The organism is Salinibacterium sp. GXW1014, assembly GCF_044769865.1.
GTDB lineage: Bacteria > Actinomycetota > Actinomycetes > Actinomycetales > Microbacteriaceae > Homoserinimonas.
Genome location: NZ_JBIZWA010000001.1, coordinates 1687943 through 1703546, shown reverse-complemented (window position 1 = coordinate 1703546; position 15604 = coordinate 1687943). Strand labels below are relative to the sequence as shown.

The following is a 15604-nucleotide window of genomic DNA, read 5'->3' as shown; positions in this document are numbered from 1 at the left end:
TGACCGCTCCTTCGTCGTAGGGGTACTTGGTTCTCAGAGTTCCACGGGCGGGGTCGGCTCGGAATCGGCCACCTCCGGATGCCGAGCCAGGTTGACGACGGCGGCGACGAGCCCGCCCCACACTGTGACGATCGCGATGACGAGCATGACGATTGCCGTGGGAGTCATGAAGTGCCTCCTCTCTCCGGTGCGACCGTGCGCACGGTGTCGGTCTCGGGGTCAGGGTCGTAGTGCTCATCGCTGAGGAAGTCGTCGTACTCGGGGTCATCCTTGGCGCGGGAGCGGCCGCTCCACGGCAGCAGCGAGAGCAGGAGCGCCAGTACGACCAGCCCGATCACCATGCCCCAACCGAAGATCGCGAGGAACCACGTCGGGTAGCCGCTGTAGGGCTCCGAGATCTTGGCCATCAGCTCGGTGACGAAGAGGTAGCCCAGCACGACCGGCACGAGGCCCGCAACGAGCACCTTCCATATGACGCCGACGCGGAAGCTCGATCGCCCATTCAGGTGGGCCTGCAGGGTGGGGAGCTTGTGCAGGAGCCAGGCCACGACGATGACGGCCACGAGCGCGACGGCCATGATGCCGAAGGAGTTGACGAAGGCATCCGCCGTATCCAGCACCGTGAGGGCGGTTGTCGTCGAGAAGAGCGCCATGGAGATGACCGCCAGCGGAACCGACACAGTGAGCGTCGTGCGCACGCGGCCCCAGCCGAGCTTGTCCTGCAGGGCCGCGACGATCACCTCGAGGATCGAGATCATCGAGGTCACCCCCGCGAAGACGAGTGCCCCGAAGAACAGCACGCCGATGATCGATCCGCCGACCGCCTGCGACACGATCGTCGGGAAGGCCACGAAGGCGAGACCGATTCCGGAGGTCGCGACGCCCGCGACATCCGTCGCCTGCACCTGCGCCATGAAGCCGAGGGCGGCGAAGACACCGATGCCCGCGAGGACCTCGAAGCCCGAGTTCGCGAAGGCGACGACGAGCCCGGAGCCCGTCAGGTCGGTCTTGCGCTTGAGGTACGAGGAGTAGGTCACCATGATGCCGAAGGCGACCGACAGCGAGAAGAAGATGTGCCCGTAGGCGGATGCCCACACGGCCGGGTCGGCGAGCGCCTCCCAATTGGGGGCGAAGAAAGCGTTGAGCCCCTCGAGGGCGCCGGGCAGGAAGAGTGCCTGCACCACGAGGACGATGAACATGAGGGTCAGCAGCGGCATGAGCACGAGGTTCGCGATGCCGATGCCGCGCTTGACGCCGAGCGCCATGATGACGATGACCGCCAGCCAGACGACCAGCAGCGGCAGGCCGACCTGCGGTACGAAGTCGGTCGAGACACCCACCTCTGCGACATCCGCCGACTGCAGGAAGTCGGTGAAGAAGAAGCCCTCCTCGTTGCCCTCACCCCACGTGAGTTGTGCCGAGAACCAGGTGTACATCGCGGCCCACGCGACGATGACGGCGTAGTACACGGCGATGACGACGCAGATGAGCACCTGCCACCAACCGAGTGGCTCGGCCGCACGATGCATCCGTCGAAACGCGAGCGGCGCCGACCCGCGGAAGCGGTGCCCGATCGAATAGTCGAGGAACAGTAGCGGGATGCCGGCCGTCAGCAGCGCGCAGAGGTATGGGATGAGGAAGGCCCCACCGCCGCCCTCGTACGCCACATAGGGGAAGCGCCAGATGTTGCCGAGCCCGACGGCCGAACCGATGGCCGAGAGGATGAACACGTTGCGAGAGCCGAAGGCCTCGCGTTTGCGGATCTGCGTCGATGCGGTCGCCATGCGGCAGACCTTACCCCAGCGCGCGCGAAACGGCGCGGGCTACATTGCGGCGGCGTGCGCCCGCCCTGGTGGGCGGACTACTCCGCGTCGGGCGCTGCCTCGTCCTCTTCGGGCTCGAAGGTCGACTTCGCCCCCCGTGTAGCCAGCGGCGACGCCCTCGGGGTGGTTCGGAATCGTGCCGTCCTCGCCCTTGCCGTTCGGCTCCGGAGTGCCCTCTTCGTCGTTCTTGGGAGTACCTGTGTTCGACATATCTCATGGCTCCTTCGTCGTGTGACGTCAGGGTACCTCGACCCCCTGCGTGGACAGCAGGGGTGTTGCAGAAGTGGCCCCCAGGGAGGCTGCTCCAGAAGCGCCCTAGCGCTCGACGGTCAACCTGGCGGTTCCCTCGTCGACAAGACGGCGGGCCCCTACAGCCGCTTGAGGCTCAGTGTCGCCGTGATGTCCGTCGCTGGCGCGGTGCCCTCCGGGTGGATCGCGATGTGCGAGTCAGCAAAGAGCTGAACGATCCCCGAGTACTCGACCGTTCCACCGTCGACGAAGACCTTCAGGGTGGGCCCGGACGGCATAGCCACATTGAGCGTGGGGAGATACACGCGGCTTAGGGCCAGCGGCTGCGAATTGACATGGACAACGAAGGAGCGATGGTCGTTCGCGGCCAGGGAAGCTGTCGAAACTCGGCCCGGGACCGGGCGCACTGCATAGTTGATCTCGTAGTAGCCGGTCTGCGTGACGATGACTCCGTCGCTGGTGTGCCTGAAGTACGTGGCGTTGAAGCTGAGACCAGGGAATGTCAATGGACCGCTACCCCCATCGACGCTCTGGACACCCGTGACTCCAGCTGCCCATGGCACTGAATTCACACCGCTGGGCCCTGCAGGGCCGGCGGGACCAGCAGGGCCGGTTGCGCCGGTAAGACCCGTTGCGCCAGTAGGGCCCGCTGCACCAGCAACTCCAGTTGCGCCGGTGGCACCGACGGGCCCCGTTGCACCGGGTGCGCCCTTGGCTCCCGCTTCACCTGCAGGACCCGCGGCTCCGTCTGCGCCTTTCTCACCAGCATCGCCCTTGGCGCCGGTCGAGCCGTCTCTGCCATCCACGCCATCGCGACCGTCTTGCCCGCTGGCCCCGGTCGCTCCCCGCTCGCCAGTTTCCCCCCGGCTACCAGCCGCACCCGGGGCCCCCGCGACACCTGGGGCGCTGGTCGCGCCGGTCACGATCGCGGCACCCGCCGCTCCACCTCCCAGGCCCAGCGCCAACGTAAGCGAGAGCAGGATCACAGTGGCCTTGCGGGTTCCGAGCATGAAGCGACTCCTTCGTCGAGGCGCGGAATGCGCGATGAACTGAGCCAGTATATAGGCTGCAGTCCAAGATTACGATCCCTTTATCACCGCGTCGCTATGCGAGCGGCCACAAGAGACGTCGACTGCGGCCGACCGCGATGGAGTGCTGGCTCTTACGCCCGCCCCACGAACGACAAAGGGACCGGGGCCAGTGGCCTCCGATCCCTTTGTTTATATGGAGCCGCCTGTCAGAATCGAACTGACGACCTTCTCATTACGAGTGAGATGCTCTACCGACTGAGCTAAGGCGGCGGGCGACGAGCGGGCTCGTGCGCACAGCAAGAAAGCTTACCCGATGCGGAGGGGTGCTCCGTACCGTTTGCGCCATCAGCGCGATGCGAAAAGTTCCCTCGCGAGAGCGAAGGACGAGCGGATGCACTCCTCCATCGGCTCCGCGCCGTCGAGGTCGACCCAGCGCATCCAGGCACTCCGGAGCACACCGAAGGCGGCGAAGGTCACGACAGCAGCGCGGCTCCGCACCTCATCCGTGACCGCGCCGGTCGCGGCAGCATCGGCCAGCAGGCGCTCCTCGACGATCTCGAGGAGCTGGCCCTCGAGGGTGCGGGTCGTCAGGAGCCTGCGGGCCGCGAGCTCCGGATGGCTCGCGACAAGCCGTCGACGCAACAAGAAGACCTCACTGTCGACCGGCTCGTTGCCCGAAATCTCGGCCAGCATCTGCGTGAGGTCGCCGATGAGGTCGGAGTCGGGCCCCGCCGTCACGAAACGCTCGCGCGCGATCCCCGCGGGCAGCGGCGGCACGGTGCCGAGGAAGGCGTCTTCCTTCGTCGGGAAGTAGTTGAAGAACGTGCGCGGCGACACCTCGGCCCGCCGACTGATCTCCTCGACCGTGACGCCCAGCCCCGACTCGAGCGCGAGCTCGATCGCGGCCCGCTGAATCGCCGCAGTCGTGGCCCGGCGCTTGCGCTCCCTGAGTCCCGGCTCGCTGTCCACCGCGGCTTGCGACATACTCATGCCAGCATTCTTGCAGCAATGCAAAAATGCAGCAAACGCGGGTTCAGCGCAGGCTGCTCAGCAGAGCGGGTCGGACTCCGGAACGGTTCCGTCGATGAAGAAGCCATCGACCGCATCGTTGACGCACGAGTTCGATTTGTTGTAGGCGGTGTGGCCCTCGCCCTCGTAGGTGATGAGGTGCCCGTTCTCGAGCTGTTGGGCGAGCGCGACCGACCACTTGTAGGGCGTCGCCGGGTCGTTCGTCGTGCCGACCACGAGGATCGGCGCCGAACCCGCGGCCGCGATCGGCTGCCGGTCGCGCGTCGGCGGGAAGGGCCACTCGTCACACGACGTGCCGCCATAGGACATGAGCGGGCCGAAGACCGGTGCGAGCCGGGCCAACTCGGCAGCCTCCGCCGGCAGCGACTCGCGCGTACTGGTCGAGGAGTAGTCGAGGCAGTTGATCGCGATGAACGCCTCGGTCGAATTGTCGGCGTACGTGCCGTCCGGGTTGCGCCCGTTGTAGGCATCCGCGAGGGAGAACGCGAGCTCGGCGCTCCCCGACTTCACATCGGCAATGAGCTGGGAGAGATACCCCCACGTGTCCTGGCTGTAGAGGGGCAGGATGACGGCGGTGAACATGGCACTGCTGCCGAGCATCCGCCCGTCCTCCGCCCGGAGCGGGCTCGCGTCGAGGCGGTCGAAGATGCCCGCCAACTCGGCCATGCCCTCATCGACGGAGGAGCCCGAGAAGGGACACTCCTCCCCCGTGAGGCAATCGGCGAGGAAGGCGCGCATGGCGCTCTCGAAGCCCTGCGCCTGCGCGGCCGTGACATCGAAATCGCTGGTCGCGGGGTCGAGGGCACCGTCGAGCACGAGGCGGCCGGTCTTCTCGGGGTGCAGCTCCGCGTAGGTCGCGCCGAGCAGGGTGCCGTAGGAGTAGCCCAGATAGTTGAGGCGTTCGTCGCCGAGCGCCGCCCGCAGCACGTCCATGTCGCGCGCCGCGCTCACCGTGTCGACGAGACCAAGCAGCTCGCCCGTGTGCTCGAGGCATTCCTCGCCGAAGCGCGCGTTGCTCTCCTCGACCGCGTCGAGCCACTCATCCGTGCCCGCCTCATGCGGAATCACCTCGTAGATGAACTCCGTGAGCACGTCCGGGTCGTCGTAGCAGCTGACGGCATCCGACGCGCCCACACCCCGCGGATCGAAGCCCACGATGTCGTAGTGGCGACGGAGCCTCTCGGATGCCGCGTAGTCGACACCATCGCGAACCTGGTCGACCCCGGAGCCGCCCGGGCCGCCGGGATTCACAAGCAGCGAGCCCATCGACTCACCCTCGGCGGGGGCACGGATGAGCGCGATCTCGATCGACGCTCCCTGCGGCTCGCTCCAATCGAGGGGAACCTCGGCCGTCGCGCAGTGGAACTCGCCATCGCACCACTCCCACTCGATGACCTGGTGGTAGTACTGCTCAAGGTCGGCGGCAACACTCTCGCCCGTGGGCTCAGAGGTATCGGGGGCCGGCCGCGAGAAGCCCGGCATACACGCCGTCAACAGCAGCGACGTCGCAGCAAGAAGGGCGACGGTGGCGAGGCGGATGCGCTTCACGCATGGTCCTTTCGGGTGGCCGCAATCAGCATGGCTTCAAGCGCGAGCGCGGGTGCGACGTTGCCCTCGATGCGGCGCCGGGCGGTTGCGATCGCGTCGAGCACCGCGAGGGTCTGGTGCGGCTGGCTGGCCTCGGCTGCGGCGCGGAGTTCAGCCTCGAGGCTCAGGTTCACGAGCTCGACCGAGGCACCGAGCTGCACGAGCAGCACGTCGCGGAACAGGGACTGCAGGTCGACCATGACGCGGTCGATCCCATCGCGAAGCGAACGCGTCGCCCGACGCTTCTGGTCTTCCTCGAGGTTCTTCAGCTGGGAGCGCAGGGCGGGCGGGATCGTGCCGCCCGGCTCGATCCCGAGCGAGCGCAGCGCACTCTCGCGCTCCTGGGCGTCCCGCTCGAGCGTGATGGCCTTGGCGTCGTCACCCGCCAACTCAAGCATGGTCGCGGCCGCCATGACGGCATCCGACACCGAACGGATGCCGAGGGCGGAACGCAGCGTCTGTTCCCGCCTGCGCCGCGCATCGTCGTTGGTCGCGAGCCGGTGCGCCATGCCGATGTGGCTCTGCGCCTCGCGGGCAGCTCGCAGGGCGATCTCGGGGTCGACACCGTCGCGTCGCTCGATGAGCTTGGCGACGTCGGCAACCGCGGGAACCCGCAGTCGCACCGAGCGCACGCGCGAGCGGATGGTCGGGATCAGGTCGGCCTCGCTGGGGGCGCAGAGGATCCACACGGTGCGCGGCGGCGGCTCCTCGAGCGCCTTCAGCAGCAGGTTGGAGGTGCGCTCCGTCATGCGGTCGGCATCCTCGATCACCATGACGCGGTAGCGCGCCACCGAGGGCGAGAACTGCGAGCTCGCGACGAGGGTGCGCACCTCGTCGATCGTGATGATGACCCGCTCGGTCGCGAGCACCGCAAGGTCGGGGTGTGACCGCGCCTCGACCTGCCGCTGCGTTGCCTCGTCGCCGTCGGGGTTGGTGCTCAAGAGCGCCGTGGCGAAGGCGAAGGCCAGATTCGAGCGGCCGCTGCCGGGAGGGCCCGTGATGAGCCACGAGTGCGTCATGGAGTTGCCGGCATCGTCACTGTCGGCAGCGGATGCCGCGGCCGCCCGGAAGACCTCGATGGCATCCGACTGCCCGGTCAGTTCGTCCCACACGCTCACGCGCTCAAGCCTAGGGCGCGCGGGTGACATCACCCGCGCACCCGGGGACGGTCGCTACGCCTGGATACGTCGGCGCCGAACGAGTTCCGCCCCAAGGAGGAGCAGGATCCCGAGGAGCCCGGAGCCCGTGCCGATTGCGAGCCAGGTTGGCACTCCCGTCACACCATTGAATGCCAGCTCCGCCGGGGGTGCCGGGGTCTCAGCAGGAGGCGCCGCGACGATGACTCGCGTGGCGGTCTCGACCGTCGCCTCCGGCGAGGTGACAGTGCTGCCGTCTGGGCTGGTTCCCGTGCCCGTCGCAACGTTCCGCACGATTCCGCGCGTGACATCCGCTTCGGTCACCGTGTAGTCGTCGGCCACGAACACCGCAGCGGCCCCTGGAGCAAGAGAGACGGGCGCGGACGGCGTGAAGCCGGTGACCATGGCGTCGTCAGGGAAGACATCCGTGAGCGTGAGGTCGCCCGTGTTGGTGAGCGTCACGGTGTAGACGATCGTCTCGCCAGCGTCCGCGAGTCCGTTCACGTTGATGTCATCCACCGCCGCCGACTTCGCCGCGGTGAGGGCCGCCGCCGAGGGGGTAGGCACCGTCACTGAGTCGGTCGGCGGCGTGAAGGGCACGCTGCCCGGCGGTGTGCCGAGCGCGGTCGCCTCGTTGAAGACTCCCCCCGCGTCGACGTCGGCCTGCACCACGACGTAGGGCGCCGCGGTGAAGGTCACCGTCTGGCCTGGAGCGATGTCCGCCGTGGCCGGGGAGATCCCCGTGACCCTGGGGTCCGTGATGCTGACGCCGGTCATGGTGACGGTTCCCGTGTTCGTGACCTCGAAGCTGTAGGTGATGGACTCGTCAACGTCTGCGAGGTCGTCGCCATCAGCGTCGGCGAGTACTGCAGCCTTCACGAGTGCGAGAGCCGCAGCGGCGGTCACGGTCGGCGTATCGGTCGTCGACGGCGGGGTCGTGATCGGCGTGCCGCCGTAGGGCGTGCCCGTCGCCGTCGCGCTGTTCGCGATGTTGCCGGCGATGACGTCGGCGTCGGTGACGACATAGGGATCGGCGGTGATGCTCACCGCAGTTCCCGGCATGAGGGTCACCATGCTCGGCGAAAGCCCACTCACGAGCGGGTCAGTCACGACGATGTCTTCGATCACCACATTGCCGTTGTTGGACACCAGGAAGGAGTAGGCGATCGTCTCGCCGACATCGGCCAGCGAGTTGCCGTTGGTGTCGTTGAGTGACGCGAGCTTCGTGATCGAGAGCTGGGGCGCCGGCGTAGGAGTGCTTGTGGATGTATCGGCGGACCGCACGGGGTTGCCCGTTCGCGGGTCGGTGCCGGTCGCATGTGCCGTGTTGAGCACTGCGCCCGCCGCGACATCCGACTGCAGCACCTGGTAGGGAGCCGAGGTGAACGTCACGGGGCCGCCTGGCGCCACGGTCGCCGTCACCGGGGTGAAGCCGCCCACCTTCGGGTCGACGATCGACACGCCATTCGCTGAGACCGTGCCACGGTTCCACACGTCGACCGTGAAGGTGATGAACTCACCGGCATCGGCTACCCCGTTGCCGTTCGCATCGGCCAGCGCGGCACGCTTGACCGCGTGGAGGATGGGCTCGCCACCCGTCGGCGTTGTGACCGTGACGGATGGAGGCGAGATGGGGGTACCGCTGGGGTATTCAGCCGACCCTGTGGCCTCGTTGACCACCTCGCCATTGTCGACGTCTGCCTGCGTCACGAGGTAGCCCGGGTAGGAAGCGGCTCGTGACTCGCCGGGGACGAGGGTGCCGATCGCGGTTTCTGACGGCGTGAATCTCTCGTCCTCGACAGCGACATTGAAGAGGGTCACGTTACCCGCGTTCCGCGCGGTCACGGTGTAGTCGATCGTCTCACCGACGTCAGCAAGACCGTTGCCGTTCGCATCATTGAGCACGAACGTCTTCTCGAGCTCGAGGAGCGGGTCCTGGAGCATCGGCACCGTGACGCTCGACTGGTTGGACAGGATCGGATCCGTTGCGCCCTGGGGTGTGCCGCTGGAGGTCGCGGTGTTCGTCACTTGTTCGGCGTCCACGTCGGCCTGCGATGGCTCATACGATCCAGTGAAGACCTGCTGGGCCCCGGGAGCGATCGTCGCAGACGTCGGCGTGATCGAGGGAATGAGCGGGTCGTTGATCGTGACACCCGTCAGCGGAACGTTGCCCGTGTTCGTCACGACGAAGCGATACTCGATCGCGTCACCGAGGGTCACTTCGGCCTCGGGGTCGGCCGCCGACTTCACGAGGGTGAGACCCGTGCGAACAGCCTCCACCGTCGTCGACGTGGGCGGGCTGTCGACGGTCGTGCCGCCCGGGGTTGTTCCCGTCGCTGTCGCCGAGTTCAGGATGGAACCGTTGAGGACATCCTGTTCCGTCACGGTATAGGTGCCGGTGAAGTCCTGGGAGGCGCCCGGCAGCAGGGTGACGGATGCGGGCACCACCGCGGCCAGCATGGGGTCATTGACCGCCACGTCGCTCAGGGTCACGTTTCCCGTGTTGGTCACGCTGATCGTGTAGGTGATGACCTCCCCCTCATCGGCCACACCGTTCGCGATCGTGTCCGCGAGCACGTGCGACTTCACGGCCTCGAGAGAGGGGTACGCCGGCACGGGAATCTCCGCAGTGGAAGGCGGGGTCGTGTATGGGGTGCCGCCCATTGTGCCGGTGGCGGTTGCCGTGTTCCGGATGACGCCCGCGTCGATGTCCGCCTGTGCGACCGTGCCGGACGCGGTGAAGAGCGCGAAGTCGCCAGCGACGATATCGGCGCTCGAGGGTGAGATCGCGCCGACGGTCGGGTCATTGATGCTGACCCCGGTTGCGTCGACGTCGCCGCTGTTGGTGACCCGGAATGTCCACTCGACCGGCTCACCGACATCCGGGAGGCCGTTGCCATTCGAGTCGGTGTATTCCGCCGTCTTCAGGAGGGCGAGCGAACGGATGATCACCGTAAAGGTCGCAGAAGCGGTGTCGTTCGCGGGGTTGGCGTCCTCTTCGTTACCGAGCACCGTGGCCGTGTTCGTCACAGCGAGCCCGCGGGAAGCGTTCGAGTTGACCACGGCCTGGAACGTGCGGGTGAGCGAGTCCTGCGGCCCAAGCGTGCCTTCCGCGCAGCTGATGAGCTGGCCCGTGAGCGAGCAGTGTGCCGGCACGGAGGCGGGATCGATGGTGAGGTACGTGGGCACGGCGTCGCGGATGGTGAAGCCGGAGGAGATCGCATCGGTCGTCGTGTTCGTCACGGTGAGGGAATAGCTGACCGTGTCGCCGATCTCCTTGGTCGGTGCATCCACCGTCTTGGCGATAGCGAGGTCGACGGGCGTGCCGGGCGATGCTGCAGCGTCGTTGTTTCCGGATGCAGGGCCTGACATATATGAGACGGCTGTGAAGCTGGGCGTCGCGGAGGCAGGGTCAGAGATGCTCACCTGCACCGTTCCGCCGGCGTTGTTCGTGAAGCCGAGGTTGCCGTTGCCGTAGGTCCAGGCGCCGCCGAACGAGGGGCTGGAGACTCCTCCCCCGAAACGGGAGGTGTCAAGGCCTGGGAAGGGGTAAGTCGTAACGACCCCGCCGAGACCAAGCCGGAACATCCGGGGCGTCGCGGTGGTCGCATCCAGTCCCCAGAAGTAGCCGCCCGACCAAGCCATGTCGACGGGCGAGAACGTGCCCTGCAGGTTGGTGGCACCCGTGTTGCCGTTGGCGACGTTGTACCAGCGCAGCTGGTTGCCCGCGAGGTAGTAAAACCGGTTCGAGTTGGCACCGTCGCCGAACGCACCCACGATCGCGCCTGCCGCCAAGGTGCTTACGACCTCCCAGGAGCCGTCGGAGGAGATGCGGATCAGGGCAGGGTTGCCGGTGCGCGTCGCGTAGAGGTAATTGTCGTTGACGTTATACGCGAGGGCGTTGTAAGTGATCGTGGTGGTTGGCCCGATCGGCGAGAAGACCAGATCGGTTCCGGTGGCCGTCGCGGCGTAGAGCCGCGTCGGCGAGTCCTGGCCCACGTACACCGTCGCAGCGCCCGTCGGGAACGGCATCATGGCGGCCGCTGCCCGCTCGGGAACGAACAGGCCACCGGCCGCGAGCGCGAACGCCATGACCGCCGTGATCATGACGCGGACGATTCCGCTGCGAGCGCCCTTTCTCTGCCGGAACTGATTTTTGGACGCTGCGCTGCGGAGTTCTGCCATGAGATGCGGTTCCTGTGCCTGTGAGGTGCCGAAGAAAACGCCCGTACCCCGACTCGGGGTACAGGACACTCATGAAACTATCGGGTTTCTCCAAGCGAGAGCAAGGATTATTCGCAGACTTTGGAGGTCTGCACGTCAGGTGGACGTGAGCAGCGTCTCCACGCGCTTCCGGATACTCGCCGCGAGCTCCCCCACCGGCTGGGCAGCATCCAGCACGAGGAAGCGATCGGGCTCCGCCGCGGCGAGCGCGAGGTACCCGGCCCGCACGCGGGCATGGAAGTCGGCCTTCTCCGCCTCGAGCCGGTCGAAGCGGGTGCGTGAGACATCCAGTCGCTCACGCCCCACCGTCTCATCGAGGTCGAGCAGGATCGTGAGGTGCGGCAGGAAACCTTCTGTGGCCCAGAGGGAGACGTCGCGCACCTCTCCCCCGTCGAGCACACGCCCGGCACCCTGGTAGGCCACCGAACTGTCCAAGTAGCGGTCCTGGATCACGACCGCACCAGACTCGACGGCTGGCCGCACCTTGGTCGCGATGTTGTGGGCGCGATCGGCCGCGTAGATGAGCGCCTCGGCGCGCGGGGCGATGTGCCCGCGGCGGTGCAGCACGATCTCCCGCAGCTCAAGCCCGAGGTCAGTGCCCCCTGGCTCGCGGCTGCGCACGACCTCCCGCCCCTGCTCCTCGAGCCACGCGGCGAGCAGCTCCGACTGTGTCGTCTTGCCCGAACCGTCGCCGCCCTCAAAGGTGATGAAGAGGCCGGATGCCACTACTCTGCCTTCTTCTTGGGGGCGGCCTTCTTCGCCGCAGGCTTCTTCGCCGTCGTGGCCTTCTTTGCAGGTGCCTTCTTCGCCGGCGCCTTCTTGGCAGGCTTCTTCGCCGGACCCTTGGCCCGCTTGTCGGCCAGCAGCTGCACCGCGCGCTCGAAGTCGATCTCCTCGACCGTCTCACCCCGAGGGATGGTCGCGTTGGTCACGCCGTCGGTGACATAGGGGCCGAAACGGCCATCCTTGACCTTGATCGGCTTGCCGCTCTCGGGGTCTGCGTCGAACTCCTTGAGGGCGCTCGATGCCTTGCGCGCGCCGTACTTGGGCTGCGCGAACAGTTCGACCGCGCCGGCAAGGTCGATCTCGAAGATCTGGTCCTCGCTCGGGAGCGTGCGGGTGTCGGTGCCCTTCTTGAGGTAGGGGCCGTAGCGACCGTTCTGCGCCGTGATCTCCTCGCCCGACTCCGGGTCCGCGCCCACGACACGGGGCAGGTCGAGCAGGCGGAGCGCCGTGTCGAGGTCGATCGACGCGAGGTCCATCGACTTGAAGAGGGATGCCGTGCGGGGCTTGGGCGCCGCCGCCTTCTTCTTGGCGGGCGCCTTCTTCGCCGGGGCATCCGCCACTTCACCTGTCGCGGAATCGACGACGAGTTCCTCCTCGGGCTCGGGGTCGAGTTCCGTGACGTAGGGGCCGAAGCGGCCATCCTTCGCGACGATGTTCTTGCCGTTCTCCGGGTTGACGCCGATGATTCGGTCGCCAACGACAGGTGCGTCGATGAGCTCCTGCGCCTTCGCGGCCGTCAGCTCGTCGGGTGCCAGGTCCTGCGGAAGATTGACGCGCCGCGGGGTCTCCGGGTCGTCGCCGGGAACTTCGAGGTAGGGGCCGTACTTGCCGATGCGCAGCGTGATGCCGTCGGCGATTGCGATCGAGTTGATCTCCCGAGCATCGATCTCGCCCAGGTTGTCGATCACGGTGCGCAGGCCGCGGTGGCCCTCGTTGCCGAAGTAGAAGCCCTTGAGCCACTCAACGCGATCCTCGTCGCCGCCCGCGATGCGGTCGAGGTCGTTCTCCATCGCCGCCGTGAAGTCATACTCGACGAGGTCGCCGAAGTACTGCTCCAGCAGGCGAACGACCGAGAAGGCGATCCAACTCGGCACGAGCGCCGTGCCGCGCGGGGCAACATAGCCGCGGTCGACGATGGTCGAGATGATGGCGGCGTAGGTCGAGGGTCGTCCGATGCCGAGTTCCTCGAGCGTCTTGACGAGGCTCGCCTCCGTGTAGCGCGGCGGCGGGCTCGTCTCGTGGCCCTTCGGCTCGGTCTCGACAACCGTCAGCGCCTGCCCCTCCTCGAGCGGTGGAAGCTTCGCCTCCTTGGCCTCCGCAGTGTCGTTGCGGTCTTCGTCGCGACTCTCTTCATAGGCCTGCAGGAAGCCGCGGAAGGTAATGACGGTGCCGGAGGCGCTGAATTCTGCGACGGTGCCGTCCGCGACGGTCGCGGCGATGGCGACGGATGCCGTCACACCCTTCGCATCCGCCATCTGCGAGGCGACCGTGCGCTTCCAGATGAGGTCGTAGAGCTTCCACTCGTTGCCGCGCAGCGTGCCCTCGAGTTCCGAGGGTGTGCGGAAGGTGTCGCCAGAGGGACGGATCGCCTCGTGCGCCTCCTGCGCGTTCTTGCTCTTGCTGGCGTAGGCGCGCGGCTTCTCGGGCACCGTGTCGGCACCGTAGAGCGCCTTCGCCTGCGCACGGGCGGCCGCGACCGCCTGCTGCGACAGGTTGAGCGAATCCGTACGCATGTACGTGATGTAGCCGTTCTCATAGAGCGACTGCGCCACGCTCATGGTCTGGCGGGCCGAGAAGCGCAGCTTGCGCGCCGCCTCCTGCTGGAGCGTCGAGGTGCTGAACGGCGCTGCAGGACGGCGCGTGTAGGGCTTCGACTCGACCGACTTGACGACGACGGATGCCTCGGAGCTCCGCAGCGCCTCCGCGAGCGTCTTGGCCGACTCCTCGTCGAGGGTGCGCACGCCTGACTTCAGGTTGCCCTTGTCATCGAAGTCGCGTCCCGTCGCGATGCGTTCGCCGTTGATGCGCACAAGGCGCGACTCGAAGTTCTGTCCATCGCCCTGCGGCGCGAGGAGCGCCGTGAGGTCCCAGTAGCTGGCCGCGATGAATGCGAGTCGCTCGCGCTCGCGGTCGACCACAAGTCGGGTGGCGGCGGACTGCACGCGACCGGCGGAGAGGCCGGGGCCGACCTTGCGCCACAGCACGGGCGAGATCTCGTAGCCGTAGAGACGGTCGAGGATGCGACGGGTCTCCTGCGCGTCGACAAGGGCCGTGTCGAGGTCGCGGGGATTCTCCTGCGCCCGCTGGATCGCATCCTTCGTGATCTCGTGGAACACCATGCGCTTGACCGGCACCTTGGGCTTCAACACCTCGAGCAGGTGCCACGCGATGGCCTCTCCCTCGCGGTCCTCATCAGTGGCGAGGTAGAGCTCGTCGGCGTCTTTCAGGGCGCGCTTCAGGTCTGCAACCGTCTTCTTCTTCTGGTCGGAGACGACGTAGTAGGGAAGGAAGTCATTCTCGACGTCGATCGAGAACTTGCCGAGGAAGCCCTTCTTCTTGTCGGCCGGCAGGTTGCGCGGCTCGATGAGGTCACGGATGTGCCCGACCGAGGCCTGCACCTCATAACCGTCGCCGAGGTACTGGGCGATCGTCTTCGCCTTCGCCGGTGACTCGACGATGACAAGCTTCTTGGTTCCGGACACCGGACTCCTCGTGGGGTTTCGCATTGACCGGGCAGCCTCTCGCTGCGCACCAGTCCCCGGCCGCGTTCGTGGGCCGACAACGGACACCATACACAGAGATTCCCTGTGCCCACGGTCAGCCGGCAGTTCCGGGAGGCCCCGCGGTCGCCGAGGCGGTTGCCGCGAAGGGCCCGGATGCTCGGCTCACGGCAACCGTCACGACGAGTCCATCCACCCGGCAGCCGGTGAGGCTCGCGCCGTTCGCCTCGGCCGTGCGGGCGGCGTTGGTGCAGGGCGCACCTGGCACGATGCCAACGGCGGTATCGGCGGCGGCGAGCGCCGCGGCATCCGCTGCCGTCGCCGCCTTCGCGCTGTCGATGTGGGCGGCCATGAGGGGCGCGACCAGGAGCGCCATCGTCATCAGCGTGGCCACGAGGGCGACGGCCAGGACCGAGCCGGCCCCCTTCTCCCCAGCGAGGCGTCTCATGCGCCTCCGGCCAGGGAACACGCGGTGCCGCTCACCGACATGGGAAGGGCCGGGACTCCGCGTCGCGTCACCGTGACGCACACGAGCTCGCCACGACTGATGCCTTCGATGACGGAGCCCGGCGCCGCAGCAGCGGCCCGTGCGGCTGCGGCGGACTCGGGTTCGCCTCGCGCGAGGGACCGGGCAGCGGCGGCCGCGGCATCCTGCACCGCCATCGCCGCCATGCCGAGGTTCATGCCTGCGAGGCAGAGCGCCAGCACGAGTGCGACGGCGGGCAACGCCACGACGAGTTCCGCCGTGACGCTGCCCCTCTCGCCTGAGCGTGTCATCCGCCGGACGTGAGCGCGCTCTGCACGAGGTCGGTCAGGATCGTGCGCACCGCTTCGCTGCGCATGATGACGACGAGCAGCCCCGCGAAGCCGACCGCCGCCATGATGACGATCGCGTACTCCGCGGTCGCGGCGCCGCGCTCGCGCCGAAGGGCGGCGCCGATGTGGGTGAGCCTCGCACGAGCCCGGCGCAGCGAGCCTCGGCGGAAGGATGTGATCTTGTCGTGCATGGGTGTCCTTTC

The 15604-nt window shown here is 67.4% G+C and carries 12 protein-coding genes and 1 tRNA gene; all 13 read right to left on the bottom strand.

Features of this window, described 5'->3' with window-relative positions; translation table 11 throughout:
- Positions 1-33: 33 nt before the first annotated feature.
- Positions 34-168, bottom strand: a complete 135-nt coding sequence (locus tag ACIQK7_RS08405; protein ID WP_403023240.1) for a methionine/alanine import family NSS transporter small subunit — start codon at positions 166-168, stop codon at positions 34-36.
- Positions 165-1784 carry a sodium-dependent transporter gene (locus ACIQK7_RS08400; RefSeq protein WP_403023237.1) on the bottom strand — a complete coding sequence of 540 codons (1620 nt, stop codon included), beginning with the start codon at positions 1782-1784 and terminating at the stop codon, positions 165-167. Before ACIQK7_RS08400 ends, ACIQK7_RS08405 begins: the two co-directional genes overlap by 4 nt.
- A 407-nt stretch (positions 1785-2191) precedes the next feature.
- A complete protein-coding gene (locus ACIQK7_RS08395) occupies positions 2192-2350 on the bottom strand; it encodes a hypothetical protein (RefSeq protein WP_403023234.1) in 159 nt (52 codons plus the stop codon).
- A gap of 947 nt (positions 2351-3297) precedes the next feature.
- Positions 3298-3373, bottom strand: a tRNA-Thr gene (locus ACIQK7_RS08390).
- Between the two features lie 75 nt (positions 3374-3448).
- The gene (locus ACIQK7_RS08385; protein WP_403023232.1) at positions 3449-4093 is read right to left on the bottom strand and encodes a TetR/AcrR family transcriptional regulator; all 645 of its coding nucleotides are present in this window, start codon (positions 4091-4093) and stop codon (positions 3449-3451) included.
- A 57-nt stretch (positions 4094-4150) separates the two neighbouring features.
- Positions 4151-5680 carry an alpha/beta hydrolase gene (locus ACIQK7_RS08380; protein WP_403023229.1) on the bottom strand — a complete coding sequence of 510 codons (1530 nt, stop codon included), beginning with the start codon at positions 5678-5680 and terminating at the stop codon, positions 4151-4153.
- A complete protein-coding gene (locus ACIQK7_RS08375; RefSeq protein ID WP_403023227.1) occupies positions 5677-6837 on the bottom strand; it encodes a DNA polymerase III subunit delta' in 1161 nt (386 codons plus the stop codon). The genes ACIQK7_RS08380 and ACIQK7_RS08375 overlap by 4 nt, the downstream gene beginning before the upstream one ends.
- Before the next feature lie 54 nt (positions 6838-6891).
- The gene (locus ACIQK7_RS08370; protein WP_403023224.1) at positions 6892-10962 is read right to left on the bottom strand and encodes a DUF6923 family protein; all 4071 of its coding nucleotides are present in this window, start codon (positions 10960-10962) and stop codon (positions 6892-6894) included.
- A 213-nt stretch (positions 10963-11175) separates the two neighbouring features.
- On the bottom strand, positions 11176-11805 hold the full coding sequence (tmk, locus tag ACIQK7_RS08365; protein WP_403023222.1) for a dTMP kinase: 630 nt from the start codon (positions 11803-11805) through the stop codon (positions 11176-11178).
- Positions 11805-14567, bottom strand: a complete 2763-nt coding sequence (topA, locus tag ACIQK7_RS08360; RefSeq protein WP_403023219.1) for a type I DNA topoisomerase — start codon at positions 14565-14567, stop codon at positions 11805-11807. Before topA ends, tmk begins: the two co-directional genes overlap by 1 nt.
- A gap of 115 nt (positions 14568-14682) precedes the next feature.
- Positions 14683-15033: an Rv3654c family TadE-like protein gene (locus ACIQK7_RS08355; RefSeq protein ID WP_403023216.1), complete on the bottom strand. Its 351-nt coding sequence runs from the start codon at positions 15031-15033 to the stop codon at positions 14683-14685.
- Positions 15030-15362, bottom strand: coding sequence for a TadE family type IV pilus minor pilin (locus ACIQK7_RS08350; RefSeq protein WP_403023213.1), 333 nt, complete (start codon positions 15360-15362; stop codon positions 15030-15032). The genes ACIQK7_RS08355 and ACIQK7_RS08350 overlap by 4 nt, the downstream gene beginning before the upstream one ends.
- Positions 15359-15592, bottom strand: coding sequence for a DUF4244 domain-containing protein (locus ACIQK7_RS08345; RefSeq protein ID WP_403023210.1), 234 nt, complete (start codon positions 15590-15592; stop codon positions 15359-15361). Before ACIQK7_RS08345 ends, ACIQK7_RS08350 begins: the two co-directional genes overlap by 4 nt.
- Between the last annotated feature and the right edge of the window lie 12 nt (positions 15593-15604).